Annotated in this window: 26 protein-coding genes; 2 read left to right on the forward strand and 24 right to left on the reverse strand. The window is 29.0% G+C overall.

The genetic code is table 11. The features are described from left to right. Nucleotides 1–345: 345 nt before the first annotated feature. The 5 genes from ACTG48_RS20295 to ACTG48_RS20315 form a co-directional block, all read right to left on the reverse strand. Nucleotides 346–1,254, reverse strand: a complete 909-nt coding sequence (locus tag ACTG48_RS20295) for a DUF2268 domain-containing putative Zn-dependent protease (RefSeq protein WP_479917809.1) — start codon at nt 1,252–1,254, stop codon at nt 346–348. A gap of 71 nt (nt 1,255–1,325) precedes the next feature. Further along, the gene (locus ACTG48_RS20300) at nt 1,326–3,173 is read right to left on the reverse strand and encodes a glycerophosphoryl diester phosphodiesterase membrane domain-containing protein (protein WP_479917810.1); all 1,848 of its coding nucleotides are present in this window, start codon (nt 3,171–3,173) and stop codon (nt 1,326–1,328) included. A gap of 139 nt (nt 3,174–3,312) precedes the next feature. Then, the gene (locus ACTG48_RS20305) at nt 3,313–3,762 is read right to left on the reverse strand and encodes an acetyltransferase (RefSeq protein WP_479917811.1); all 450 of its coding nucleotides are present in this window, start codon (nt 3,760–3,762) and stop codon (nt 3,313–3,315) included. 174 nt (nt 3,763–3,936) lie between these two features. Further along, nucleotides 3,937–4,341, reverse strand: a complete 405-nt coding sequence (locus ACTG48_RS20310; RefSeq protein ID WP_021386546.1) for a YmaF family protein — start codon at nt 4,339–4,341, stop codon at nt 3,937–3,939. A gap of 117 nt (nt 4,342–4,458) precedes the next feature. Continuing rightward, on the reverse strand, nt 4,459–5,325 hold the full coding sequence (locus tag ACTG48_RS20315; protein ID WP_479917812.1) for a pentapeptide repeat-containing protein: 867 nt from the start codon (nt 5,323–5,325) through the stop codon (nt 4,459–4,461). A 442-nt stretch (nt 5,326–5,767) separates the two neighbouring features. Between ACTG48_RS20315 and ACTG48_RS20320 the strand changes: the two genes are divergently transcribed. Further along, the gene (locus ACTG48_RS20320) at nt 5,768–6,325 is read left to right on the forward strand and encodes a hypothetical protein (protein WP_479917813.1); all 558 of its coding nucleotides are present in this window, start codon (nt 5,768–5,770) and stop codon (nt 6,323–6,325) included. A 128-nt stretch (nt 6,326–6,453) separates the two neighbouring features. Here the strand turns inward: ACTG48_RS20320 and ACTG48_RS20325 are convergent, their stop codons facing one another. The 17 genes from ACTG48_RS20325 to ACTG48_RS20405 form a co-directional block, all read right to left on the reverse strand. Further along, a complete protein-coding gene (locus tag ACTG48_RS20325) occupies nt 6,454–6,798 on the reverse strand; it encodes a zinc ribbon domain-containing protein YjdM (RefSeq protein ID WP_021386555.1) in 345 nt (114 codons plus the stop codon). A gap of 126 nt (nt 6,799–6,924) precedes the next feature. Beyond that, nucleotides 6,925–9,435, reverse strand: a complete 2,511-nt coding sequence (locus ACTG48_RS20330; RefSeq protein ID WP_479917814.1) for a sensor domain-containing diguanylate cyclase — start codon at nt 9,433–9,435, stop codon at nt 6,925–6,927. A gap of 770 nt (nt 9,436–10,205) precedes the next feature. After that, a complete protein-coding gene (locus ACTG48_RS20335; protein ID WP_479917815.1) occupies nt 10,206–10,424 on the reverse strand; it encodes a hypothetical protein in 219 nt (72 codons plus the stop codon). A 150-nt stretch (nt 10,425–10,574) separates the two neighbouring features. Then, the gene (gene tnpB / locus ACTG48_RS20340) at nt 10,575–11,684 is read right to left on the reverse strand and encodes an IS200/IS605 family element RNA-guided endonuclease TnpB (protein WP_479917816.1); all 1,110 of its coding nucleotides are present in this window, start codon (nt 11,682–11,684) and stop codon (nt 10,575–10,577) included. A 582-nt stretch (nt 11,685–12,266) separates the two neighbouring features. Continuing rightward, a complete protein-coding gene (locus ACTG48_RS20345; RefSeq protein WP_479917817.1) occupies nt 12,267–12,461 on the reverse strand; it encodes a helix-turn-helix domain-containing protein in 195 nt (64 codons plus the stop codon). Between the two features lie 183 nt (nt 12,462–12,644). After that, entirely contained in the window at nt 12,645–13,277 is a 633-nt protein-coding gene (locus ACTG48_RS20350; protein ID WP_479917818.1) for a beta/alpha barrel domain-containing protein, read from the reverse strand. A 105-nt stretch (nt 13,278–13,382) separates the two neighbouring features. After that, nucleotides 13,383–14,321 (reverse strand): 4-hydroxy-tetrahydrodipicolinate synthase, encoded by a 939-nt coding sequence (gene dapA / locus ACTG48_RS20355; RefSeq protein WP_479917819.1) that lies wholly within the window; start codon nt 14,319–14,321, stop codon nt 13,383–13,385. Then, nucleotides 14,293–14,892, reverse strand: a complete 600-nt coding sequence (locus ACTG48_RS20360; protein ID WP_021386582.1) for an SIS domain-containing protein — start codon at nt 14,890–14,892, stop codon at nt 14,293–14,295. Before ACTG48_RS20360 ends, dapA begins: the two co-directional genes overlap by 29 nt. Nucleotides 14,893–14,957: 65 nt before the next feature. Continuing rightward, nucleotides 14,958–16,229 (reverse strand): PTS ascorbate transporter subunit IIC, encoded by a 1,272-nt coding sequence (locus ACTG48_RS20365; protein WP_021386607.1) that lies wholly within the window; start codon nt 16,227–16,229, stop codon nt 14,958–14,960. Between the two features lie 26 nt (nt 16,230–16,255). Beyond that, entirely contained in the window at nt 16,256–16,543 is a 288-nt protein-coding gene (locus ACTG48_RS20370; protein ID WP_021386611.1) for a PTS sugar transporter subunit IIB, read from the reverse strand. 14 nt (nt 16,544–16,557) lie between these two features. After that, on the reverse strand, nt 16,558–18,645 hold the full coding sequence (locus ACTG48_RS20375) for a BglG family transcription antiterminator (protein WP_479917820.1): 2,088 nt from the start codon (nt 18,643–18,645) through the stop codon (nt 16,558–16,560). 485 nt (nt 18,646–19,130) lie between these two features. After that, nucleotides 19,131–19,652, reverse strand: a complete 522-nt coding sequence (locus ACTG48_RS20380) for a cysteine hydrolase family protein (protein WP_479917821.1) — start codon at nt 19,650–19,652, stop codon at nt 19,131–19,133. Between the two features lie 308 nt (nt 19,653–19,960). Beyond that, nucleotides 19,961–20,815 carry an acetyl-CoA hydrolase gene (locus tag ACTG48_RS20385; protein WP_079747094.1) on the reverse strand — a complete coding sequence of 285 codons (855 nt, stop codon included), beginning with the start codon at nt 20,813–20,815 and terminating at the stop codon, nt 19,961–19,963. Nucleotides 20,816–20,845: 30 nt separating this feature from the next. Further along, nucleotides 20,846–21,358, reverse strand: coding sequence for a DUF1097 domain-containing protein (locus ACTG48_RS20390; protein WP_021386580.1), 513 nt, complete (start codon nt 21,356–21,358; stop codon nt 20,846–20,848). Continuing rightward, nucleotides 21,351–21,560, reverse strand: a complete 210-nt coding sequence (locus tag ACTG48_RS20395; RefSeq protein WP_021386588.1) for a hypothetical protein — start codon at nt 21,558–21,560, stop codon at nt 21,351–21,353. The genes ACTG48_RS20390 and ACTG48_RS20395 overlap by 8 nt, the downstream gene beginning before the upstream one ends. A gap of 49 nt (nt 21,561–21,609) precedes the next feature. Next, nucleotides 21,610–22,566, reverse strand: a complete 957-nt coding sequence (locus tag ACTG48_RS20400; RefSeq protein WP_021386584.1) for a flavodoxin family protein — start codon at nt 22,564–22,566, stop codon at nt 21,610–21,612. A gap of 26 nt (nt 22,567–22,592) precedes the next feature. Then, nucleotides 22,593–23,981 (reverse strand): LVIVD repeat-containing protein, encoded by a 1,389-nt coding sequence (locus tag ACTG48_RS20405; RefSeq protein ID WP_479917822.1) that lies wholly within the window; start codon nt 23,979–23,981, stop codon nt 22,593–22,595. A 272-nt stretch (nt 23,982–24,253) separates the two neighbouring features. Between ACTG48_RS20405 and ACTG48_RS20410 the strand changes: the two genes are divergently transcribed. Next, on the forward strand, nt 24,254–25,135 hold the full coding sequence (locus ACTG48_RS20410; protein ID WP_021386575.1) for a LysR family transcriptional regulator: 882 nt from the start codon (nt 24,254–24,256) through the stop codon (nt 25,133–25,135). Between the two features lie 121 nt (nt 25,136–25,256). Here the strand turns inward: ACTG48_RS20410 and ACTG48_RS20415 are convergent, their stop codons facing one another. After that, nucleotides 25,257–26,249, reverse strand: coding sequence for a sugar kinase (locus ACTG48_RS20415; RefSeq protein WP_479917823.1), 993 nt, complete (start codon nt 26,247–26,249; stop codon nt 25,257–25,259). Between the two features lie 4 nt (nt 26,250–26,253). Then, on the reverse strand, nt 26,254–26,994 hold the full coding sequence (dagF, locus tag ACTG48_RS20420) for a 2-dehydro-3-deoxy-phosphogluconate aldolase (RefSeq protein WP_479917824.1): 741 nt from the start codon (nt 26,992–26,994) through the stop codon (nt 26,254–26,256). Nucleotides 26,995–27,000 lie beyond the last annotated feature (6 nt).

Genomic DNA, 27,000 nt, shown 5'->3' on the forward strand with positions numbered 1-27,000 from the left:
TATGAGTATTCTACTCAAGTTTATATATTTATTTTAATTATATTCATTTAATATTCAAAATTTGAATTCTTTTTTATTAATATTTCATTTTTCAGTTGATTATTTAATATATTTCATGCTCTTATAGTAGTTTTATATATACTATGAAATATATAATATTTAGATAAGTAATAAGAAACTAACATACAATGTTAGATACTTTAGATATGAAATCTTCAAAATTTCATACATTGAAATATTTCTTTATATATATTATTTTATATTTGTTACAAATTATTGTCAAATTATTTTTCTTAAAAATAGAAAAATTGCATAATTTTTTTTAAATTATGCAACCCATAATATTTATTCCCAAAACTCTTTTATCCCTTCTATTATCTCACTATAAGGCAATAAAGTAGCTTCTACTATTGATTTATTTGTTTTTTCCAGATAATATTTAATCATATGATATCCACAAGCATATCCTGCGCAGTAAGGTAAGCCAACTGGAAAGTATCCTTGCATTTTAGCTATATCATCACCATAAAGATAGGATGTTATGTTTTGAAATCCAGTCTCTTTTAAAGCATCTTTAATTATTGGTTTTATACATGTGTTTAACGTCTGGATGTCTGTTTTACTAACCCAAGGTCCGACCATATCTTCACCAAACATCCATGTCGCAAAATTTTCTGCAAGCCCCTCATTTATCATCATTTCTTCTAATGTTATACTATTACTCCAATCTATAAACTGGAATCTAATATTATGATTACATTCATGTGCTAGTGCTACTTGTAATCTATTAGTCGTGTATTCATTAGGAACCAATGATATGAACATATATCCAGGTATTCCACCATCGCCCCAATATCCATCACTTAAAATTGTATAAGGACTATTTGGATTAGCCAATAAGATTGAATATTTATAGTTCTTAATATTCAAATCGTATCCTTCTCTTATAAATGAGTTTATAGACTCTTCTATGGTTTCTTTGCAAGTGCTCCAAAGTTTATCATCAGATAATGCATTTATATTATTTTTTTGATTTTCATCAATATCCTTAGGTGATAAAAGCCCCATCATTTCACTTGCCATAATTACATCATATCCACCTTCTTGTCTAGCAACCATTGGAACATTTATGCACTTCCACTTAAATTCAAAAGGCTTCATAAGTTCATATCTATAGATATCTTCTTTTTTGTTTAATGGTGCATTCATTATCTTCTTGTATATCTTATCTGAGCGAACTTCTATAATGTTCATCTTTATCATCTCCTTCAAAATAGAGTATATAGAATTACGTCGCGTCAATGTCAATATACATTTTATATAATCTAGCTTTCTTCAATTATAGTTTCGTCTATAGTTTTGTCAGAATCATCACCAAACAAGTAATAAGCTACTCTATTAACAAATCCATTCTGTTGCCAATAAATTACATCATCTAATAAAAATGGATTATCAGTAATTATACTATCTACATTTAAATTAATCATTTTTTTCATTAGCTTACTATTATTGATAGTCCACACAAAAACTTGCTTTCCTTTTTGGTGTATATTATCCACAACGTTTTCAGTTATAAATGTAGACTCTATTCCATATATATCAACATAATCCCAGTTGTAAAAATTTCCATATGCAACCGCAGTTAAATAACATGTTATTATATCTGGATTTAATTTTTTGACATTTTTTAATACATCTTTATTCATAGATGCTACAACACATTGGTTCTCTAACCTGTTTGATTTAATTAATTCTAAAACCTTTTTTTCTACATTAGTTTTTTCATGACCATTAAGTTTTATTTCTATTAAAAGTTTTATTTTCCCTTTCGAATACTTCATAGCCTCATCAAGAGTTGGTATTTTTTCACCTGCAAAACCTGAACTAAAGTGACTACCTGCATCATAGGTCTTAATTTCATCATAATTTACTTCCCAAACATTTCTATTTACACCAGTTACTCTTTCAAAGTTAGAATCATGAAATAAAATCAATTCCCCATCCTTAGTTTCTTGTACATCAATTTCGGCATACTCAGCTTGAGTTATAAAAGTCTCTTTAAAAGCAGCTAGTGTATTTTCCGGAGCAATTAATGAAGAAACTCTATGAGCAGTTGCTGTTGTATTATAAAAAAATGAAGAGTTAAATAAAATATCATTATTTAAAGAATACGCTATAGATTCAATATGTAGGATAAATAAAATTATGGATATTTTTAGAGTTATTCTTAATAGTTGAATTACTGAGTTTTTTTGTTTCTCAGATTTTTTTTCATAAATTCTAATATCATTATATTCATAATAAAATGTAGAAATAAAACCTGTACTAATTATAAATATAGCTATTGATGAAATAAATGTAGCATAGTCATTGAACAATATACACCTATTAATAAATATATCTTTCAAAAAATTTGCATCAGTATAATTTTTTGTCCATATCCCTATCAATATAACAATAATATGATATATTATATATCCTATAATACTGACTATTAAAGATATTCCTAATGAATAAAAAATCAACTTTATAGCTTTTCCTTTTGTAAGGTTATTACTTATATTTCTTGCCTCTTTAAAACCATCTGTATTTAGAGTTATTTCATGTATACTAAAAATCCATCTAATAACTGATATATATAATATTAAAATTAAAAACATATAAATTATATTTAAAACTATATTAGAATTTATATACTCTAATATGTATTCTGGAAGCTTTATTTTTCCAATAAACCCTGAGGTTAAGGCTATGTTTGTAAGTGGAACTATCAGTAGCACAAATACAAATAACAATATATTTTTAGGATACAATATTTTCATAGATTTTTTTAAAGACAATTTAATAAGTTTATACAATGTAATTTTTTCAGAAATTCTTGATTTATCAAAACAAATAATTACTGAAGTAAATTCAAAAAACATATAAAATGTTAATATCACAATTGAAAGTATGGCTAATAATATTGATAAAGGATTAGTTAATATTTTTCCTATATTATCAGTGCTTAAATAAACTATATTTGCACTTTTCATAGAGCTACTTAATACAAATTTAATTGATGGCAATATAATTATCAAAGCCAATCCCTTATGAAACAGTTCAAATGTAATTAATGTGGTCCAGTTATATTTTATTAATTTTACAAAAGTATCTAAGATATTCTTATTCATGATGTCCCCTTAATCTTTTTATTGTATTTTATCCTGTAAACCTCATAAATATATACTATTTTTTTAAATTAATAATTTTATTTAAGCTAATACAAAGAATTATATTTCCCCAAATATATTATTATAACTGCAGTTTTATTTAAGTTAATTTCATATGTAATATTGGAAATGGATTGCCTTGCCCATCTATTTCAGACCTATCAAATTCTTTAAATCCTAAATGAAGATAAAATCCCACTGCTTTTTTATTTTGTTCATTTACATCAACATATTTTATATTATATTTATCTATAGCATACGTTATTAACTTTTTACCAATACCATGACCTCTATATTTATCTTTTATAAATAGCATCTCAATTTTGTCTTTATCTATTCCCATAAAGGCTTTTATTATATTTTTTTCTTTAACACAGACTATATTTTCTACTTCTTTAAGCCCAGTTTTAACTAATGGTCTTAAAGATTCAATATCTTTCTCTATTAAAAAATCATGAGTGGCTCTTACTGATGATTCCCAGACTTTCAACATTTCCTCATATTCGTTTGAATTTATTTGTCTCATTTCAAAAATTATTTCAGAGTTCATAAAAACTTCCTTTCTGTTCTATGTGATTTTTAATTGTTCCTGATTATTTATATAAAATTTAGAAAGGGCTATGAAAGTTAATATCATAGCCCTAATTAAATTTAAATATAATCCATTATATTTTTATAATTATATACTAAAGTCTAACAAATTTACTACAAGAATTCATATTAGCTATACTAATGGAGCTTCTATCTGAGTAGTAAAAAGGAATTTATGGCAGTGACCATCATTAACAGTAGTATTTCCACATACCAAATGAACATGTTTGTTAGTTCCTGGTATCTTAATAGCTGGACCTGTTGTAACACATATCTTATGGAAATGGTCAAGGAAATCCACATTATCATTTATTTTATGAACATGATTTGTACCACCATTTATTGGTATAACTTCACCAGTAACTCCTGCTGCACGATGGTTATGTCTATCGTCGCATTCTTCTGCTAACTTAACACTTTGTGAGTATTCATGAACATGTGTCATTTCCTCATAATCATTATAGCACTTATTACATTCATTATATTTATAATCATCATATACATAATCTCTTTCACATTTATAATTTTGATAACTCATTTTTATATCTCTCCTTGTTATATTATATATTTAGAAATTCCTCTAAAGAATCTCTAATATATAGTATGAATCAGAGTCAAAAAAGTTCATATTTTGTAAAATTATGTATTAATTTAATTATTCATTCCAATGTTTAGGATGTACTAGTGAAGCTGGTAATTTTGTATTAGAATCTCCTTTTGCAGTATTAACTTGCAATTGTGTTAAAAATATACTATTTTTAAGATTAGCTCCTCTAATATTGCAATCTCTTAAATCTGCTCCTATTAAATTTGCTCCACTTAAATCTGCGTCTTTTAAATTTGCTGCTATCATGAATCTTCCTTTTAAATCTGCTCCTATTAGATTTGTTTTTCTAAGGTCTGCTCCTATTAAATCTATACTTTTACTTAATTTTTTCTTGTTTTTAGGATTAGAAGTTTTAAGAAAAGATTTGACTTTTTCCATTACAGACTCACTAGCTTGTGCTAATAATGAATTTACCTTTACTCTATGTGATGTGATATCTAAATCAATTAGCTGTTCTGGATTCATATTAGTTATCTTTTCAGTTTCTTCAATTATTGAGTCAATTTTTACTTTTATTGCATCTGCTATATCTAATATAGATGCTTCTTTAAGATACCATAGCATTTCATGTAACTGTCTCATAATTAAAAATACTTCAGACATTTGACTTGCTAATTCTGATGATTGCATCCAGTCTCTACCTTTATATGTTACTTGTGCTACTTTCTGACCTGAACCAAAACAATCATATGCAGTACAGCCTTTAAAACCTCGCTTTATAAGATTGCTATGTACAGAACATTTAAAATCTGATTGCAAATTAATACATGGATTTCCTGATTCCTTATCAACAGGAAATCCATCTGAAGCAGAAAAATAAAGAGCTAGACAACAAAGTCCAAAACACTTTTCACAATCAATTTTTAACTCATCAAATAATTTATTATTATATATATCTTTATGTATATTTATCATATCGCTTCTCCTTCTCAGCATGTTTTTTAATAAGCTACTGTTGTAAATAAATTACATTTCAACCTATTATGTAACATTTCTTATTTTTAATTATAATTTAATGTGTTTGTTATTCCAATAGTATACATTGGTTTCTTGATATTTGTAACAACACTTTTTATACTAGAACTTATTTTAACTATAACATTATACTAATAAGTTTTCACCCAATCATAATATAGCTCATGAACTATAAATATTTTTAGAAGTTGAAAATTTCAATGTTTTTAGAATCCATGATATAATAGCCATAGATACAACCTATAAAATCAAAAATATGCAAATTAACTATACAAAGCTAAGTATCTCATTTAACTTTACAATTCTAGTATAAATAAGCCTAACAACTATATTACTATTTTAAGTAAATACGATTAACTTATTTGCAGAGGAGAGAATATTTATGGAACTATTGCTACATAAAGAGAAAAAGTATAATTTTTTTGTTTCAGATACTTTCACAAGTAACATGCTAGTACCAGTTATTAAAAACCTTTTATATAAAGCAGAAAATGAATGGGATGATTATGACGAGATATATCATTGTTGCCATTTAATTGAAACAGTAAAACAGAATCCAAATATTATAATGGACTTTCACTATATAAAAAAAGATGATAACATAATTGGAGTTGGATTAATGTCACATGGAATACTTGATATACCACTTTTTTTCCCAGACACGATACATATTTCAGAACCTACAGATAATATTTTGGTATTCAATTATTTTCATATTTCTCCAGAAGACCGAGGTAATGGTGGACGTTGGTTAAGAGATATCATTATTCCATATTACTATGGTAAAAAATTCAAAAGTATTTATGTAAAATCAAGTCATCCTAGAGTTTTCAACCTATATAATAGATTAGGTAAATGTATTGGTGAATATATCAGTAAGAGTGATAATGGACTTTATGAGCGATTAGGCAAAATGTTCAGAATATCTCTTGAAAAATAAACTTATTACAACTGCATATTAATAAAACCACAAGAGAATATAAAGATAAATAAGCTTTAATTCTGTAATAAACTCTTGTGGTTTATACTGTACTATAAAATCATAAATAAAATACTTTATTCATGATTTTACGCTTTTTTAACTACCGAAGACTTCAACTTCATAGCTCCGAATCCATCTATTTTGCATTCTATATCATGCCCATCTGATGGGTCATGTACTAAACGTATATTTTTTACTTTTGTTCCAATCTTTATAGATGATGAACTCCCTTTTACTTTAAGGTCTCTAATTACTGTAACAGAGTCTCCATCATTTAATATATTTCCATTTATGTCTTTAATAATATTTGAATTTTCTTCTGTTCCCAATTCTAAGGCCCATTCATGAGAGCATTCTGGGCAAACTAAAAGAGTTCCATCTTCATAAGTATATTCTGAATTACATTTCGGGCAATTTGGCAAACTTTCCATATTTATATGTCCTCCACTTGTTATTTTTAAATTTTTTACAACATAAAATTTCTTTTGAGCCTATATGATATCATATTATACTTATATTTACAAACTACTCTTTTTCCTAAGGTTTAAATTCTTCCATTACACCATATCAATACATAGGTATGCTTCTTTTTGATTCCACATAATGGATGTACTATGAATATCTATAGAATCAAGATAACAAGGTTGTCCAATTTGGAATCCAGAATATGTATTTTTAAATTTTTTATTTAAATACAACAAAATATTATTTTCCTTATCAATCACATAAATACATTGTTCAATATTATCTAAAATAGACTTATATTGGTTCATATGTTGACTTACTTTCTTTTCTTTTTTACGTTGTAGAAATATTGATATAATTTGAGAAATCAAAGATAATGTGCTGACTTCTTCCTGTGTCCATAGACGTAGTCCTGTACACTCATCAAATCCAACAAATCCACTGAAAACTTGACCATCTCTATATGCACATTGAAGTGTAGAATGGATACCCTGACTAGAGAACAGCTCTTCTAACTTAGGAGGTAGTGTATGAATGTCACGACAATAGAAAACTAAATCTTCTCCAAAAAGCTTTTCATAATCATTATACTCTTGATAATCACTATTTTGTAAATTAGCCATTTGAGAAGAAATTCCAGTATTACACCATTCATAAGTGTTCGATGTATATTGACCATCTTCTGTATTTTCAAAAATATAAACACGACTCACATTAAACTGTTTCCCAACAACTTCAAGTATCATATTAATTGTTTTATCTATATCATCAGACTGATAAAGCATACGGAATATATAACGTGTAAGGTTATCAGGACATTCAGCATATTTCTTTTCTGAATCAATAGCTGTTCCAAGAGAAGAGTAATTAAATTCTTCCAAATCTTCAAAGTAACCTTGATCATATATGACATAATTGTTTTTCCCCAGAATTTTTGCTTGATATAAAGCCTTATCCGCTCTTTTGTACATCGCCTTAAATGTACCACCATCTTTTGGATATATAGCTATTCCAATACTACAGGTCACTTTTATGGAACTTTTCTCTTTATGAAATAGATGACGAAACATATATAAAAGTTCTTCTGCTTTCTTTTCCGCATCTTTTAATGAAGAAATATTCTTCATTAAAATAGTAAACTCATCCCCACCAATCCTGCCAACAATATCATTGTCTCGCATTATTTTTTTCATACCTGCTGCTATTTCAGTGAGCACTATGTCTCCAATCATATGTCCTTCTGTATCATTAATCTGTTTAAAATTATCTGTATCAATCATAAACAATGCACCCATAACATCTAAATTCTCTTCAAAATATTTCTTAATCTGCCTCTCGGTTTCAGCACGATTATAAATTCCTGTTAATGCATCTTTCTCTGATATGTACTGTAATTTCTCAATCTGCTTTCTTTCTTTAGTAATGTCAAGCCCTATACTGTAAAAAGATGGTATTCCATCCCAACTATCTTCTCCACTAACATAACACAGCGTGACAGTCCATACGCGTTCTTGCTTTGAGCGTGTATATATTCTTGTTTCAAATACAACATTATCTCCAGACTCTTTTAAATCTAGTGCCAATTCCTTACTGCGTTTATAATCCTCGGAAAATAAATATCTACATTGATTATCAAGTTCTTTTTCAAACTGTTCCTTTGTATATTCAATCATGTTCAAGAATATGTTATTATGCCAAAGTATTGTACTAAAATCTCTTGCATCTATTCGAACCATACCTGCTGGAATAGTTTTCAAGATTGATTCTCTTTCCTGGTCTTTTTTCGCTAGCTTATACTCAGCACTATACATATCATAAGATAACTCTATGCGAGCTCTTCGACCTTTCCAATCTATCATGCGATTTTTAATCATAAATGTTCTTTTCAGTTTTTTATTGTAAAACTCCCATTCATATATATCATCTTTCTTTAAATATGAATTCGTACAAAATGGACATGGAGAAGTTCTTCCTTGAATTACCTCATAACATTTCCTTCCAATCAGCTCACTTGGTGATGCTTGTAAGGTATTACACGATTGTTTATTTAAATATAACAACTCATACGTATTCATATCGCTAATATAAACGTTTCCAGCATACTCTGACATCATCCATTCAAAATTCTCTTTACTTTCTTTTTCCTTCTCACACAGTTCATCTTGCTTTATTTTTAATTCATTGATATTTGAATACAATATATAGATTATTGCTTTTTCATGTTCCTGTGATTCGATTAATATGCCATTCATTATTACCCAAAGATTACTTCCATAATTTATTGGAATGCAAGTTTTATGCTCTCCACTCTTCTTACCATTATGGTAAACATCGAAAAAATAATCTCTCATAGATTCAAAATCATCATAATCATTTTCATAATAATCTCTTAGATTAGAAAATTCATTCAAAAATTCTTTTTCTGTATATCCTAACAACTGATAAAAAGCTGCATTTCCCCAGATAACTGTAAATGAATCATCTAAAAAATGCTTACTAACTCCAATACCCATGGATTTTAACATTTCTTCTGAAATAACTTCATTATTTATTGTTTGTTCTTTTTCAAATACTTTATCTAACCCAGCATTATCTCGTATCATTTTTTGTTATCCTCCTATCCTTATCACCCTTTTTCAATACATTATGCTTTTTATAACATAATGCTAAAAGTGAATCATCAATGTGTGTTAACCTATCTTATTTACAGCTTCTTCTTAACTTAAATCCATATTTAAATTTCTCTCTGAAATATATAAGTTCTCTTTCCCTGTTTCTTTTTACTTAATATTAAATCTTTTGTAATTATAATTAATCTTTTTCCAAATTTAAAGACGAAAGTTTTATTTATTTGACTTTGATAATATACTTAAGACTATTTTTAAAAATTTAGTTTGTAAGGTTTGTTTATTGTCATTTAAATGATAAGTTTGATTTGTTGTAAACAAAGCTTGATTTATTTAATATATAGAACCAAATTTATTTCTACTTCAATCATAATTTTTTCATACATATCTCAAGTTTGCATTCTTTTAATGAAATTATATCATAACTTGATTTTTAAATCAGTCCTTTTCTAAGTCAAAGAAACAATACAAAACAACTGAAATTACTTCACTAAAAATAACCATATAAGTAATTATCCTATATGGTCTTGATTATTCATTGATATAAAGTTTTATTTCAAGATATTATACAATAAATATGCTTAAGGTAAATTTCCTTTTTTAATTCTAATAATTGTTACTTCTATACTATACAATATATTTACTAGATAATACTCTATATACATGTATTGCTCACTTATAACCAAACTATATATTCTTATTTATAATGTATTTCCATGTTGCACTTTTATTGAAAGTTTTTTTATTTAGTTTATCTTGTCTTTTTTATTTACATATTCGATTAGATAACTAATTCCCATACCTATAAAACTACCTGCTAGCCCCCATATAAAATTATCTGTAATAAATCCAATTGATATTCCTATTATAAAACCACCTATAATGAAATTCTCTGACAGTTCATCTTCTGACTCATTTTCATCATAATTTATACTATTTGTAGGCAATTTGCTTGACTCAATCATGTCTTCAATTTTATCTGTATTTTCCTGAACCTCCCATGACTAAAGTCACAGGGTTCCTGCTTCATAGAATTTTGCATACTAAAATATGTCTTACCAATTCTCCACAAGCTATCCCCGTAGTTCCTACGGTTCTTACATAAGTTATTTATTTTAAACTCTTATTAGTCTTAATCCTTCTTTTAGTATATTTATACTTGCATTTATATCTCTATCGTGAGTTTCATTACAACAAGGACACATCCATTCTCTTATACTTAAATTCTTCATTTCCTCGTTTTTGTACCCACATTTATTGCATATTTGTGAACTTGCAAAGAATTTACCTACCTTTACAATTTGTCTACCATACCAATTAGCCTTGTATTCTAATTGACGAATAAATTCTGACCATGATACATCAGAAATAGAAAGAGATAGTTTATGATTTCTAGTCATGTTCTTTACTTGTAAATCTTCTATGCAAATAATATCATTCTCTCGTATTAATTTAGTAGATAGTTTTTGTAAAAAATCCTCTCGACGATTAGCTATATGTTCTTGAAGTCTTGCAACTTTTAACCTTGCTTTATTTCTATTTAAACTACCAATTGTTTTTCTCGATAATTCTCTTTGTAATTTAGCAAGTTTGTTTAATGACTTTTGAAGATACTTAGGATTTTCTATAAATTGTCCACAACTTGAGATACAAAATTCTTTAATTCCTAAATCTAAACCTATCTTATTATTAGTATTTTCAAGTGCTTCAATCTCTATATCAGTACAACATAATGATACATAATATTTACCACTTGGCTCCCTAGATACAGTAGCATTAAGTATTCTCCCTTGAGGTACTTGTTTATCCCTTACTTTGACCATACCAAGTTTAGGTAATTTTATATATTGACCACAGCACATAATATTTCCATTTGTAAAGTTAGTTCTATATGAAAATCTATTAGTTTTCTTTGATTTAAATTTAGGAAATCCTGCATTTTCTTTAAAGAATTTTTTATATGCGTTTTCTAAATCTTTTAAGGTGTTTTGTAGTGAAAATTTGTCAGGTTCTTTAAGCCACTCTAATTCTCTTTTTAAATTGGTCAAATCAGAACTGCACTGTTTATAAGTAAAAGTTTCTTTATTATTTTCATAAACTTCTATTTTTTTAGCAAGATACTTATTATATACAAATCTACAACATCCAAAAGTTTTGTTAATTAACTGTTGCTGTTTTTTATTTGGATACATTCTAAACTTATATGCCTTTTCCACTACTATCACCTCACTTTACTTGTTTTTTCTGATTATTCATCACCCATCATAATATTAACATTTAAAACAAGTATTTTGAAGGTTTTCATATTTATTTTTTAAATAACATATATAAGAACTGTAAGCCCTTAACTTTTATCATTTTTGAGGTTGTCGTTCACATAAGTTCGCTACTACCTATGCAGTTCTCTTATGAACTTCTTACATTTTCATGCAAGCACAGACTATATCTTATCCTTCGGCATTATCCGTTAAGGTCTACCCACTTCCACTACCAATAGCTTGTAGTGTACTTCCCTCAAGAGGAATAGTCGTTGAAGTTTCTCCTATTCGGAGCTTACCTGCTGATTGCCCATTTTAAAGTACTTAGGGTTTAACCTTATACCATCTAACCAATTTTTTCTACTTTCGTAACTTTCACACTTAGGTTTATTTCATCCTTATGTTTTAGTTTAGTTAGCTTTAGGGGTTTCCAGCAATTCAAGTAGTATTGGATAGGTTCTTTCCTATCTCTACATATAAGTTTCCCTATATGCTGACTACTTTAGCTACTAACTCACGACTAAAGTCACGAGTGTGCGTAGCTATTTTTTAATCAAATAACAAATCATCTAAAGTTATATTAAATATATTTCTTAGTAACATTAAATTCTCTATATCTGGATATGTTTTATTGGATTCCCATTTTGATATAGCTTGCCTAGATACGTTTAGCATTTCAGAAAGTTGTTCTTGTGATAAATTTCTTTCTTTTCTTAGTCGCTTTAAATTTTCTCCAAAATTCAATATTATCACCTCATCTCAACTTAATTATATTTATATATTGATTGATTCACAATCCTTATATAGTTGCATTTTGTTAACTAATAGTTGCATTACTAATTTTATCTATAGTTTAGATTAAAATATAACAAATATTAAAGAGGCTATATCATAGTAATTATAAACTACTATGATATAGCCTGAATATTAAACTTCTCTTGTATTTTTAATGATTTCACGAATCTTTTTAGCATTTTCAGCAATATCCCCAACATTACCTTTAGTTAATAAGCCACCAAAACCACATACATCAACACCGTTTCCAAGCCATACATGCAGGTTATCAAGGTTAATTCCACCACTTGCCAAAACTGGCATATCAGGTATCGGTGTTTTAAATACCTTTACTAGTTTAGGTCCATAGAAATCTGATATTGGAAAAGCCTTGATAAAGGCAGCTCCTAAGCTCAGTGCATCTACTGCTTCAGTCAATGATGTACATCCTGGAGCATAAGGAATTTGATATCTATTGCAAAGCCTTGCTACATCTTCATTGTAATTTGGTGCAATAATAAATTGAGCTCCATGTAAGATAGCATGGCGAGCTGTTTCACTATCCAAAATGGTTCCTGCTCCTACACAAAGGGATTCACCATATTTTTTATTAAGCCCTTGAATTATTTCTCCAGCATTATTCAAAGTATAGCTCATTTCCATAACCGTTATTCCACCTTTTATACAACCTTCAGCAATTTCACATGCACCATTAAGTGTTTCTTCTCTTACAATTGCAAGAGCCCCACATTCTGCCATTCTTTTGGTTATATTCATCTTTTTCATATCATCACCTCTATATTTATCAAACCATTTTACTTTTCCATTAAGTTAACTTCATTTTCATAAGACATATATTAGTCATATGCAAATGTGATTCCCTTATCTATGTTATCTATTATCACTATATTGATTAAGTACTCCTCTATAATTTTTAACCACTTGCTTAATTTCTTCAAGTGCTTTTCCAGTTGGTTCAGTTACAGGAAGTCGTGCAGTTCCAACGTTAATTCCATTAAATACAACAGCTTTTTTTATAACAGATGGAATTGTTCCCAGCTTTAGGATACGACGAAGCTCCTCTATACTACTTTGAGCTTTTTGAGCTTCTTCCAAATCCCCCTTCATGAAATTTTCATAAATAGCAATATCAATCTCTGTAAGAAAGTTTGCTGTTGCAGCAACAGCACCTTGTCCACCAGCCTTCAAACTATCAAGAATAAGTGAATCTGAACCTGAAAATATACTAAAATCCTCACTCTTAGTTACTTCAATATAAGCTTTCATGTTGTCAAGTTTACCACTACTATCTTTAATACCAACGATATTCTTTATCTTTGCCAATTCACGCACTGATTCAGGCTCAATATTAATCCCTGTCTTACCTGGCATGTTATACATCATAATGGGTAAATTAACTGAATTAGCAATAGTTTTATAATGTAAAATTAATTCCTCCTGCATTGGTGTTACAAAGTATGGTGTAATAATAGATAAAGCACTTGCTCCAATAGATTCCATTCTCTTAGATAAACTTATAACTTCACGAGTTGAATTACCACCTGTTCCAACAAAAACAGGTACACGATTATTAGTGTGATTAACAACAATTTTTGCGAATTCAACCTTTTCATCATCTGTTAGCACATGACATTCACCATTAGTTCCCAAAATAAATAAGCCATAAACTCCCTTACCTACTAGATAGTCAATTAACTCACATGTTGCCTGTGGATTTATATTTTGATTTTCATCAAAAGGTGTTATCATTGCACATATAATACCTTTATATTTCATAAAATTACATTTCCTCTCTAATAGACTTTCCAAGACTTCCTCCTGGATGCCACTTCAAATACTGTTGTACATCAAGTTCTTTAGCATATTGTAATGCAACACTTAAGGACTGTAAGACTATAGTTTCGGCAAGAATCGAAGCACGAGGGGCTTTATTAAGGCAATCACCTTCCTGTTTAACACCTGCAAACAAGAATATATCAGAAACATCCTTTAAGAATGAATTTGTATTACCACTTACACCAATTATCTTTGCTCCATTTACTTTTAATGTCTCAATAGTTGCTTTTAATTCTTGAGTCTCACCACTATTTGATATTGCAATAACAACATCCCCAGCTACTACTTGACCACTTGAGCCATGTACTGCTTCTGTACCATGTAATATATATGCTGGCGTTCCAGTAGATGAAAGTAATGATGAAATATACCCTGATACATGTCCTGGTTTACCAATACCAGTCACGTGTACACGTCCATGATTCCTTTCAACTTCAAAAATTAAGTCACATGCTTTATTTATAGATATTTCATCTATTGATGCAATAAACTCTGATACTTCATTAGATAGAGTGTCTAGAAATTCAGATAGCGTGTTTTCCATAATAGACTTATCCTCCTTTAAATTATGGTAACCATACCTATGACTTTTACATTGTTACTTTAAGACTAGATAGGTTTTATAAATTGTAAAATATTATGTAAGATTGAGCCAACTACGTTATAATCAATATTTGGGAAAGTTGCACCCTCTATACCAAGAGTTCCATAAACTGGATATAGTATAACTGGTAAAAATGCAAGTAATAATCCTACAACAAACGACCCTGCAATAGCTCCTCTCCATCCTCCTGAAGTATTACCAAATATCGCAGCTGTACCACCTGAAAAGAAACATATATGAGCAGCTGGAATAATTACTACAGGGAATATACTAGGAAATGATGCCATAATAACAATTGCTAATAGACCCGCAGCATATGCTGATATAAAGCCAATAATAACTGCATTTGGTGCATATGGAAATACTGTTGGAACATCAAGTGCAGGACGTGAACCTGGAATATATTTTTCTGAAATAATTACGAATGCCGCAGTTATTTCAGCTAAGAACATACGAACACCTGACATCAGTATTGACATACCAGCTACAAATGTAAATGCCTCTATAAGTGGAAATACTAACCAATGTGTTGAACCAGCGATTTCTTGAGTAAATGCCTGTCCAGCTTTTAATGTTGCAATATAAAATAAGATTAACATAACTATAGATAGACCCATTAAAAAGTCTCTAAATATTGATAACCACTTAGGAAATTCTATAGTTTCTGTTGTATCATCTTTATGCTTTGAAAATAAACGTCCTATATATCCTGATAGACCATAACCAATCATATTGAAGTGACCAATGGCTTGTTCATCTCCACCTGTCAATTCACGCATAAATGGCTGACAAAATTGAGGTAGTGCAGCAGACATAAATCCTAAAATAACTCCACCTATTAAAATAGTGATTGTATTATCGAATCCATGTGCTTTCATGATTAAAACTAATACACAAGAAAAGAATAAACTATGACCTGTTGTAAAGAAAATATTTTTAAACTTTGTAATACGTGCAAAAACTAAATTTAATATAAATCCAAGAATTAATGTACATGAAACTGCAAAACCGTATGTACTTTGTGCAAGTGCTGTAGCTGCTTCTGGTGAAGCTATAACACCAGTAATTCCAAACCCATGTTGGAACAATTTATTGAAATTCTGAAGTGCACCAGTCATAGCAGATGCACCAATACCAAATATTAGAAAGCCAATAAGCGTTTTTGAAGACCCAGTAAATACTTCAACAGCTGATTTCTTTTGAAGAATCAATCCTATACATGCAACTACACCAAGCAAAACAGCAGGTGTACTCAACAAACTAATAATAAACTCCATAAACCTTCCTCCCTATTCTCTTAAATTTATCCCTCTTTTGAAGCAAGGAATTTTTCTAGTGCCGCCTTAATCTCGTTACGGTCAACAATATTACGAATTCCAATTATATCGAATTTCAAATTTTTCTTTTTTAATTCTTCAGCAACATCAATTAATGTTTCTACAGCATCTCCATTAAATCCATTTAATGAATCCAATGAACCATGTTCTACTTCGATTGGAAAGTTATTTTCTTTAATAATTTGTTGAGTTTTTATTTTTAACATTAAACTTGAGCCAACTCCTGCTCTACATGCGATTAAAATTTTATACATTATTAAATCCTCCTTTATAATTCGTGTCTTTTTATAAAATCAATAATTTCTTTACCTTCTTTAGCAGTATCCAACACGCTAAAGAATTCATCTTGTTCCAATAATTCAACCAGTTCAGACATAGCACGTAAATGACTATTATTATCTACTGCACTTAAACAAAATACATATTTTACAGGGTCATTTTCATCATTTCCAAACTTAATAGAGCTATCTAAAGTAGCAATACCTATTGCAATCTCTTTTGAGCCAGCCTCTGGTCTAGCATGTGGAAGTGCCACATGTTTTGTAATTACTATGTATGGCCCAGATACTTTTGCTGAGTCAATCATGGCATCTACATATCCCTCAGTTACTTTATTGTTTTCAACTAAAACAGAAGCTGATTGTCTAATAGCATCCTCCCAATTCTTAGCTTTTATCTTTAATTTTATTAGTGTTTCACTAGTAATCTCACTTAGCATAGGCCCCTCTCCTTCCTTAGATGTAAAATTCTCTATTTGTGCAAAATAAGCTAATAACTCGCTTGAAAGCATACTTTCAGAAGTTACTTTTGCATATTTTTTTATTATATTCATAACCTCATCTATCTTAGGTTGTCTTAAAAAAATATCTCCCAATTGAATGTACACTTCACGTGTAATCTTATATTTTTCTTTTGTGGTCATAACAGGACTTACTTTAATTACTGGTACATCTGTCTTTAGACTCTCTGTATTATAATTAGTAGTAAATACAATGTCTACAGGTTCACTTATATTTTCCAAACCAACTGATTCTGACATTGGTATAAAATGCAAGTCAGGAAATAAGTTTGTAAGTTCTGCATGTAAAATAGCTGAACTCCCAACACCATTTGAACAAACTATTAATGCTATTCTTTTTCTAAAGTCTTCGAATTCCTTTTTATTTGAAAAAAGAGTTGCAAAATGCATTGTTAAGTATGCTAATTCCTCTTCTTGAATTTCTTCTCCAAATAATCCACAAAACTCTTTCATTGAATTACTTACAATTCTATAAACTAATCTATATTCTTCTTTTACCTTTTCACAAATTGGATTATAAATAGGCAATTTAAACAAAAGTCTATAATAAGCTGGTCTAAAATGAGAATATAATTGTTTAAATATCTTTTCTTGACTTATATAATAAACCCCACTTAAATATCCAAACCTTGTCATCATTTTATTTACAATTTCTGAAATTACAGCCTTATCTTCTGTATCTTCTTCATAATTTCCTACTGATATACCTAAAATCCAAGCACTAATATACATTATATTATGAGGTCTTATCTTTTCTTCACTTTCATATACTTCTAATAATTCCTTAGCAAATTTATATTCCTTCATCGAACTCATAACCGAAATATTAGGAATATCTATATTTTCTTGAGTAACTATTCTAGTTGAACACATCCTTGCTTTTAGAAAGATAAATATATATATAAATTCTATTAATCTATCTTCAACAAAATTAATTTCGTATCTTTTTATGAGCTTTAATATAATTTTTTTGGCTTCTTCAAAGCTATCTAAATGATATTCTTCAATAAAAATATCAAATACTCTTGAGCTCTTCTCATTAGACAGAGTTTCTATAATATTCTTAATAAGTACTCTTCTAATTTCCATTTCATTTCCAACTAAATAATAACCACTTATACGATTGTTCTTAACATATATGCCTTTTTTTTCAAGATTTGGTATTAAATCCTTAAAATCAAGATTTACAGTAGACCTACTCACTTTTATAGAATTTGTAAAATGGTTAATTGAGATATCCTCCATGTTAATAAAAAGCATTAGGTACATATATAAAAGTCTTTCTTCTTTACTAAAGTAATAAGTATTCTTAGAATAGTTTTTTTCTAAAATTTCTTTAATTGCTTTTTTAGTTTCTTTTCTAACGATAATATCTTTATCAGCTCTTAAACATATAAGTGGTACTTTTTTTACTTTAAGCATGTCATTGATTTTATTTATTCTATAAGTAATTTGCCTCTTTGATGAGTTGGATTCTTCTTGTAATCCATTAGTTGTAATCAACGTGCTATTTAATAAAATCTGGAGAATTGATACAATTTCTTTGTCCACTACCATTAATCCCTACTTTCTTATTAAGATTAGTCTTCATATTATCATTGGATTCTTTCATCACCTCCACAATATTTATTTTATTGGAGAATTTTATTGTTTTCAATTTCATTTAAGTATAACTTTTGTTTTAGATTGAGACAAAAATTATACTTATCTAAAATAGATACCATATTACAATTGTAGATTTTATAAATAAAAAAGGTTTCTTTAGTAAAGAAACACAAGAAAACTGATTTTATAAATAAAAATCATATTCACTTTTAGCACATTATTTCACTTAAAAAGCACATTAATTTAAAATAAAATTGATGTGCCTTATCCTACTTATATAATTCTAATACACTAGATTTGTCCATTAACTTTTACTCTAGTATCATACTTTTCTAAAATTAATCTGTCTAAATACAAGATTCAGTAACTTATACTTCTTATGATTTTAATATTTTAATCCAAGTAGATTACACTTTTTTATTATAAGTAGTCTATACTTATTTCATTCTTTTAAGGGTTTCATCCAATGAAATACATTCTGCATATCTTCCATCCCATATGAGTTCATTGTAGTATTTATATGACTGTTCTGCTGACATAAATGAATTATCAACAGTTGTATTCGAATAAGCCGGAACTATTATGTTAAAACCATGTTCAAATCCACATTTTATAGTTGCATCAATACAGTAATCTGTTTGAAGTCCAACGATAATTATATATTTTTCACCCTTATTTGTTAAATATTCTAATAGACCAGTTTCTTTAAAAGCGCTGTTTACTTCTTTATCAAATATTTTTTCTTTATCGTATGGTTTAAATTTTTCATATATCTCAAAACCATTTTTACCCTTAGTCAACTCATTTTCAGCCCCATCATCATGACGTACATATATTATCTCTATGTTATTTTTTCTAGCTGTATCAATCAAGTTTTCTACATTTGCTACAAATCCATTAAAATTATATAACTCTTCATTTGTTATTAGTTTTTGTGTATCGACTACCAATAAAACCATATTTATCCCTCCTTGAATCTCTTTTAAAATTTCTTTATATTTTACCATAAAAAGTAAATACAATCTTATGTAGTCTTTCATTTCTTTTATAGTATATTTTCCTATAGTGTATTCTCCAAAATATTTTTTAATTTTTTACCTTTAAGATACTCTTTCATATATTTTAAATTTTATCTCACAAGATTTTCTAGACATAAAAATATTCCCTTCATGGTAACAGTTTTATTATTTCAACTTTCTATCATAAAAGGAATATCTCAATTTTTAAATACACTCTAAACACTTTTTAATAAATATCTTATAAATTTTTATCTCATTGGAATATATCCACGATACTGTGAATATGCATCCATAGTAGCTATATCACCTAAAAATACTGATGCGATATTGAATTGTGGCTTTAGATATGGAAACTCCTCTTCTTGTGCCCATTCTGGCTTTTTAATAAATGATTTTGCCTCTTCAACCACAGCTTTATACCATTCTTCTTCTCCTTCAAACCATAGTTCTACTACACGGTCAAAAGCAGTTGCTCCATAGTTAATCATAATTTTACTACTTACAAAACGATTAACATAACAGCAGTTTGTAAAGTATGGAACTACCTCATCATAGAACCATTTTTCCCCTTCTTCTTTAGAAATGCCCTCTGGATACTTAATCATAAATTGCCAACGATAGTTTGGTCCATCTTGCACAGTACGTCCTTTTCCTCTAAAATCTTCTTCCCAGTTTATTGGAACAAAAGCAAATATAAATGGTGGACATCCGTTGTCCCCACCTACTGCACGTCCTGCATCTCCACTTTCTGCATTCTCATGAACTTTTTTATTTTCCACATCTGGTATACATCCTTGCCAACGAAGAACATCCATAGGCATGTACTCTGTCATAATTCTATTTGCCATTTCAGGCATATGCTCATCCACAATCCAATAATGCTCTGTTAATTGCATCTTACGTACCCCAAAGCGTTCTCCTTCATTCGGTGTAGGATATGCTTGATAAAAAGCATATTTAGTACAATATGGTCCAAAATTACTAATACTATCTGGAATATGGTAACGATATAACCAGTCCATTAATTTAGGTCTATACTCTTCCTTAGCAAGCCCTACGTATATTAAACTTCTCATTATTTTAAATTCAAATCCCATAAACATTCTCCTATAATCAAATTATATTCACATGCTTCAATTTTTCTCTTTTTTATCTTTGTTCAAAATACCTCTAGTAAACAAATCTACACCTGCTCCCACATACCACACTCCTACTGCCATAGCTATAGCAATTTGAATACAAGTGTCCTGTAAATTAATAATATTTTCACCTGTCATGATAGTTAGACCTATAGCCCAACCACAAAGCCATGATGGTAAGAAAATTATTTTTTCAAATAAAGATGCAATTATAACTGCAAAGAATCCCAATATACTAAGTGTTAAAAATAATTCTAGATTTTGATTGAAATTTATATGTTCCATAATTAAAATGGCCAAAAGTGCCCATAAATCTCCACACCAAAACCCAAACATTATTTTTAATCCATCTTTTTGTTTATTACCATTAGTTACATATAACCCTGCACAAATTAATGCTACTGCTCCAGTTTTTATTCCTATATAAGGTGCTAATACTGCCCATAAAGGAGGTAATAAAGCAATTCCTATGGATAGTGTTAATATTTCTTTTTTCTTTCTATCCATTTTCTATATTGTAATTAGTAAATTTTCTAGTTTGTCTCATTCCTATTAGCTTAATTGCTATTGGACTTATAATTATAGATGCTACAAAATAACTTAGGTATAGTGGTATTATTAGTACTACAACTGACACGATAAGTGCTATGGGTATATTTTTTACTGTATTGATAGCTACAGTTTGTCTAAAGCACGGCTTTTCATTCATATAATAAGCCTCCTATAACACTCCTTAAAAAAGAGTCTTTATATTTCAATTATTCTCCTAACGAAACTTCAACTTGCTTTTCTTTAGTTAATGGTTCTATAAAATTATAAGCTACTTTTCTTTCTTTAAATTCTGGTGTTTTACGAATTTCTGCATAATGACCTTCCATTTGTTTAATATCATCTCCATGTATAAACTTACCTGGTAAAGTATCATGAGCATGACCTAATTGCTCTTTTGGAAAACTAAATACAGTTTTTCCATTTGCTGTATCCAATTCTCCAACTATACCACATAGAGCACATATTGATTTTTTAGTACCTGGTTCAAGGTAGAATAGCCTATTATGGCAATGTGGACAGACTCCTTCTTCTCCTTGGTATGAAGCTTTTTCAAAATCTTTTGCTGCTTCAACTATATTTATTCCTATTTGACGAACTTGAGCAAGTTTTTCATCATTCATGACTAGTTCCTTTGCCCATGGAAACCAAGCATTATCTATCACTTTCCACATTGGTATTAGAGCTAACATAGCATGCTCACATTGAACTCTTGTACCCCAGTCTGAACCACCTATTCCCATAAATGATATTACTTTATCTTTAAGAATCCTTGGGTCTGGAATTTTTCCTCCTGTAGCTTCTGCAACTTTTGTTCCTATAATATTATTTCCTTTATCTACTCTTGGCCCAAAACGATCCATTATCGTATGAAATAATCCTGATGCTCCTTCTTCGAATATTGGGTCTGAAGCTACTATCCCATCTGCATCTTTCATTTTGTCAAGTAGCCACTCAAAATCATCTTTTAGTACACACATACTACCTTTTCCAGATAATAAAGTCTTAACACATGCACAGCACCCAGTACAATGTTTAATATTAAGAGATGACATTTGAATAAATTCTACTTCAGCTCCTGCTTCTTGAGCTCCTTTAAGTGCTACTTTACACATTGTGTCATTATTTCCATTTTTTGTTCCGAAAGAAATACCTAATATTTTCATTTTTAACTCTCCCTCTTCAGTATTTATTAATCTTCTTTCATTTTTAATATATAGAATCCATCATCTAGAGCATCTATAATGATGTATCCTCTATCATCAACAATAATATCTTCTGTTACTGCCAAACGTGGTCCAGGGAATCCTGGAAAATAAGACTCTTCTGGCGTTTTATTTGGATTTGGTGGTATGAAATATGCTAACTCTTTGATGTAATATGGGTCTGATACATCATAAACTCTTAAACCTGCGTGGAAATAACAACAATATACTCTATCTCCTCTTTGCTCTAGCCATGGTTTATTATCCATTGGTTCATGAAGATTATGTGGGCCAAATGGTCCTGGCTTTCCTAGACCTGCAACATTAAAATTAGGATAAGGAAAATCCTTTGGTACTTCAGGATATGGGAATTGAGCAATTAATGTTGGCTTTGTTGGATTACTAACATCAACCATATGTATATTGTTCATGGCTTGAACATCTGTGATACTATCTGGTTTAAAAAATTGAAATCGCTCTCCTTCATTTTGAACAACTACTAAATCCCTTCCTGGTAATGGTAGTGCTGTATGAGTTCTTGCTCCTGCAAGTCTACTAGAAAATACAGGCATAAATGGTAATTCACCTAAACATCTTGGTCTTGTTAAATCCTCAACATCTAACACAACTAATCCAGCTCCACCATAACCACAATATGCTTTTTCATCTCTTACAAATGGAGGCCCATGAAGCCATCCTTTATCCATAAATTCTGGGCAATGAGGTGCTCCTGGATCAAATGTCTTATTTGGATATCCATCTGCGTATTGCTCTGGTCTCCACCACTTGCCTATTTCTACTGGATTAGTTGGATCTATTATATCTATGATTCTGTAAATCATACCTTCAAATCCAACACAGTCACTTGATAAATGTACATATCTTCCACCATTATACATAAATCTATGAACACCCATCACATGCTTTAATCCACAATCCCAATATCCTAAAAACTTAGGATTTAAAGGGTCTTCTTTTAAACTATATATTCTAATTCCTGCTTCACACTTAATACTTGATAATTTAGCTTGGTCAACAAGAGCTCCTGGTCCACTTCCACAGCTCATAGCTACTATCATTAAATCATCTGCTATTTGAATTTTTGGAGTTGTTGTTGTAGGATACTCTTTTGGGTCTAACATTTGAAAATGCTTTATAAATTGTGGATTATAAGGATTTGTAATATCACTAATCATTACTCCATTTTTCTTACTTCCGCCAAAACAGCATCCATATAAATAGTATTTTTCATCTCTTTTGTACAGAGCCATTTGAAACATTCCACAAGTTCCATCTAAGTTATTAAAGGAACAAACTTCAAGATTTTTAATATAACCGTTATTTCCTTTACCTTTTGCATAAAATTTATCTTCCATTTTTTCTCCCTTCTCATTTAAGGTATTATCAATTGATATACTTTCATTTTATGAGATAAACTTACTTAAATCCAATATCGTTTTCATGGGAATATATAAGTTATTCTTATTAATAAATTTATAAAATCTAGTGTGAAAATATGTTTAAAATATATATTTTTATACAAATATTTTTCAATATCCTTTAAAAGTAAATTTTCTTATACTATAATAAGTTTTAATTATATATAAATGATGTTTACGAACAATCAAGTTTAAATAGGGGTGATTATTTGAATACTAAACAATTAGAATATTTTATATCTGTAGCAGAAAGCCTAAGTTTTACCAAAACAGCAGAAAAATTTTATATTTCCCAAACTGCTGTTACACAGCAAATAAAAGCTTTAGAAGAACAAATAAATGTAACTCTATTTACAAGAAGTAAACGACATGTTGAACTAACACCTGCTGGAAAAGTTTTTTTATCTGAGGTACGTACTATAATAAAAAATATAGATGATGCTATTACAAAAACACAGCAATTTGCACATGGTTTTTTTGGAACTTTAAGTATAGGAATTTTAATAGGATATGAAAAAAACAAATTTCAACAATATTTAAAAGAATTTTCTAATATATACCCTAATATATCTATGGAAATTTGTACTAATGAGATAACTGAACTTTTAAACTTAGTAAAAAATAATTTTATGGACCTTGCATTTGTAATTAATCCAGAAAATCAACCATTAAAAGATTTTGAATATAAAACTGTAGAAAGGTATTCCTTGGTAGCTCTTTTACCCCCTGGTCATCCACTTTGCAATGAGGATTATATTGATTTAATTGAACTACAACATGAGAAATTTATTTTTGTAAAAGAAACAGGAGATGAATATGGTCAAAAATCCATGATACAGAATAGATATCGTGAAGCAGGATTTGTGCCTAATGTAGTTCAACGTTCAAATAATCTTAACACTATTGAATCACTAGTAGCATCTAATATGGGGATATCCATTTTACCTTCATTTTGTGTTCTAGATACTATGATAGAACATGGTATTGCAATAGTACCTATAAAAGAAGTAGAAGATAGAATTGAAGTTGTAGTTGTATGGAATAAAAACAATACAAACCCAGCATTAGAAAAATTTATTTCTATAGTATAAAATTAATTATAAAAATAGCATTAACCACTTTTATATGGTTAATGCTATTTTCTACTTAATTATATTAATTAGGTTTACCAAAACATCAATAATGGAACACTATAAATATGATATAAAAATATTATCTCAATATATCTAATTTCTCATTGTTCATCAATCTAAATACATGATTTGTATTTATTAAGGAACTATCGCCATAAGTTGTATGAGCTAACACTGAACTAGCAACTCCAAATTCAACAATATCTTCATTTCTCATCTTTTCCAAATATGAATATATAATTCCTGCTACATATCCATCCCCAGCACCTACTCTATCGTATATTTCTAGTTTATATTCCTTACTTTCAAAATAGCCATCATTATTTGATATGTATCCCTTTATAAATCTATTGTTCATATTATCAAATCTTCTCATAGTTCCAGCTACAATTTCTATATTATACTCTTTTCTAATTAATTCTGAACTCCATTTTATATCTAAAGTATCTATATTAAGTATTTTATTTATATCTCTATAACTAGCAAATAATCCGTGACAATATGGCAGTATTTTTTTATAATCGTTTACTAAATCATCATAAGTCTTATCTGGATTTAGTGATTGTCTAAAATTAAAATCAAAGAATACTTTTATTCCCTTTTCATAAGATTCTTTAGCTAGTTGTAAAGCAATATGTTTAACTGAATCTGTAAGTTGCATAGCAATACCACAAATATGAACCACATCAATTCCTTCTAAACATTTATCAATATCATAGTCTTGTATCCTACTCTCGCAAAATGAACTATTTAACCTATTTAAGTAAGTCACTTCTGAAGGTCTTTCCCCATATCCACTTTCAAGAAAGTATACCCCCATATGATTTCCTCCATATGTAATAAAGTCATCTTTTACTCCAAACTTTCTTATGTTTGCACTTGATGCTTTACCTACATTGTTATTAGGTAACTTTGTTAACATATAGGTATTATATCCAAAGTTTTTAAGTCCAGATAATATATTTAACCCTGTACCTGTAATTACATAATTTAGTTGGTCAGTTTGTGTTAAAAATTTATAATCAGGTACTGAAAGTCTCATCATTATTTCACCAAAAGCTAATATATTCATAAATCTATCCCAATAATTCTTTCATTATTTTATAAAGTGTTTTTATATCTTCTACTTTTGTATCACCTGTTACTTTATCGATTATTGATGTATAAACATGAGGTATGACCTTTTCTACACCATTATCAAGTGCAATTTGAACTATCTCTTTAAAGTTATCTAAGTCTATGCCTCCTGTTGGCTCTAGATAAAAATTATGTTCTGCACAAGCTTTTACAACTTCTATATATTCATCTTTTGTTTTAAGCCCTCTCATTGGGAAAAACTTAACTGAACTTCCTCCCATATCCTTCATCATAGCTATAGCTGTTTCTATAGGAACTATGCCATCTTCCTCCTTTGAACTTAATGGACCTGTAGATATCTTTACAAATCCTGGTTTACCAGTTGGAGAAACTAATCCATTTATTATACTATCATTTTGACCAAGTAATGTTCTAGATGTAGCTACACCTGTAAATACTTGATTTATATGTTGTGGTTGAAGTTCTTTAGAAATTTGAGATACCATATTTGACTGATTCGGATCTCCAGCTCCAAGACCTACAGATACTGCATTATCTATTTCCTTTGAGTATTTTTTCATATCTTCAATAGCTGCTTCTACAGTACTATAATTCTTCGATAATACTCCTACTAATACATGCCCATCACAAGCATCATATATTTCTTTGGCGTTTTTTATACTTCCTGCAAGAACATTTAAACAAACTCTATCTTTATAATATTTTGGCGTACAATTCATATCACT

The sequence above is a fragment of the Clostridioides sp. LIBA-6822 genome, assembly GCF_056688955.1.

Coding starts and splice junctions, on each gene's coding strand:
- ACTG48_RS20295 (WP_479917809.1), bottom strand. CDS start 1,254: ATGAACATTATAGAAGTTCGCTCAGATAAGATATACAAGAAGATAATG.
- ACTG48_RS20300 (WP_479917810.1), bottom strand. CDS start 3,173: ATGAATAAGAATATCTTAGATACTTTTGTAAAATTAATAAAATATAAC.
- ACTG48_RS20305 (WP_479917811.1), bottom strand. CDS start 3,762: ATGAACTCTGAAATAATTTTTGAAATGAGACAAATAAATTCAAACGAA.
- ACTG48_RS20310 (WP_021386546.1), bottom strand. CDS start 4,341: ATGAGTTATCAAAATTATAAATGTGAAAGAGATTATGTATATGATGAT.
- ACTG48_RS20315 (WP_479917812.1), bottom strand. CDS start 5,325: ATGATAAATATACATAAAGATATATATAATAATAAATTATTTGATGAG.
- ACTG48_RS20320 (WP_479917813.1), top strand. CDS start 5,768: ATGGAACTATTGCTACATAAAGAGAAAAAGTATAATTTTTTTGTTTCA.
- ACTG48_RS20325 (WP_021386555.1), bottom strand. CDS start 6,798: ATGGAAAGTTTGCCAAATTGCCCGAAATGTAATTCAGAATATACTTAT.
- ACTG48_RS20330 (WP_479917814.1), bottom strand. CDS start 9,435: ATGATACGAGATAATGCTGGGTTAGATAAAGTATTTGAAAAAGAACAA.
- ACTG48_RS20335 (WP_479917815.1), bottom strand. CDS start 10,424: ATGATTGAGTCAAGCAAATTGCCTACAAATAGTATAAATTATGATGAA.
- ACTG48_RS20350 (WP_479917818.1), bottom strand. CDS start 13,277: ATGAAAAAGATGAATATAACCAAAAGAATGGCAGAATGTGGGGCTCTT.
- ACTG48_RS20360 (WP_021386582.1), bottom strand. CDS start 14,892: ATGGAAAACACGCTATCTGAATTTCTAGACACTCTATCTAATGAAGTA.
- ACTG48_RS20365 (WP_021386607.1), bottom strand. CDS start 16,229: ATGGAGTTTATTATTAGTTTGTTGAGTACACCTGCTGTTTTGCTTGGT.
- ACTG48_RS20370 (WP_021386611.1), bottom strand. CDS start 16,543: ATGTATAAAATTTTAATCGCATGTAGAGCAGGAGTTGGCTCAAGTTTA.
- ACTG48_RS20375 (WP_479917820.1), bottom strand. CDS start 18,645: ATGGTAGTGGACAAAGAAATTGTATCAATTCTCCAGATTTTATTAAAT.
- ACTG48_RS20380 (WP_479917821.1), bottom strand. CDS start 19,652: ATGGTTTTATTGGTAGTCGATACACAAAAACTAATAACAAATGAAGAG.
- ACTG48_RS20385 (WP_079747094.1), bottom strand. CDS start 20,815: ATGTTTATGGGATTTGAATTTAAAATAATGAGAAGTTTAATATACGTA.
- ACTG48_RS20390 (WP_021386580.1), bottom strand. CDS start 21,358: ATGGATAGAAAGAAAAAAGAAATATTAACACTATCCATAGGAATTGCT.
- ACTG48_RS20395 (WP_021386588.1), bottom strand. CDS start 21,560: ATGAATGAAAAGCCGTGCTTTAGACAAACTGTAGCTATCAATACAGTA.
- ACTG48_RS20400 (WP_021386584.1), bottom strand. CDS start 22,566: ATGAAAATATTAGGTATTTCTTTCGGAACAAAAAATGGAAATAATGAC.
- ACTG48_RS20405 (WP_479917822.1), bottom strand. CDS start 23,981: ATGGAAGATAAATTTTATGCAAAAGGTAAAGGAAATAACGGTTATATT.
- ACTG48_RS20415 (WP_479917823.1), bottom strand. CDS start 26,249: ATGAATATATTAGCTTTTGGTGAAATAATGATGAGACTTTCAGTACCT.
- dagF (WP_479917824.1), bottom strand. CDS start 26,994: ATGAATTGTACGCCAAAATATTATAAAGATAGAGTTTGTTTAAATGTT.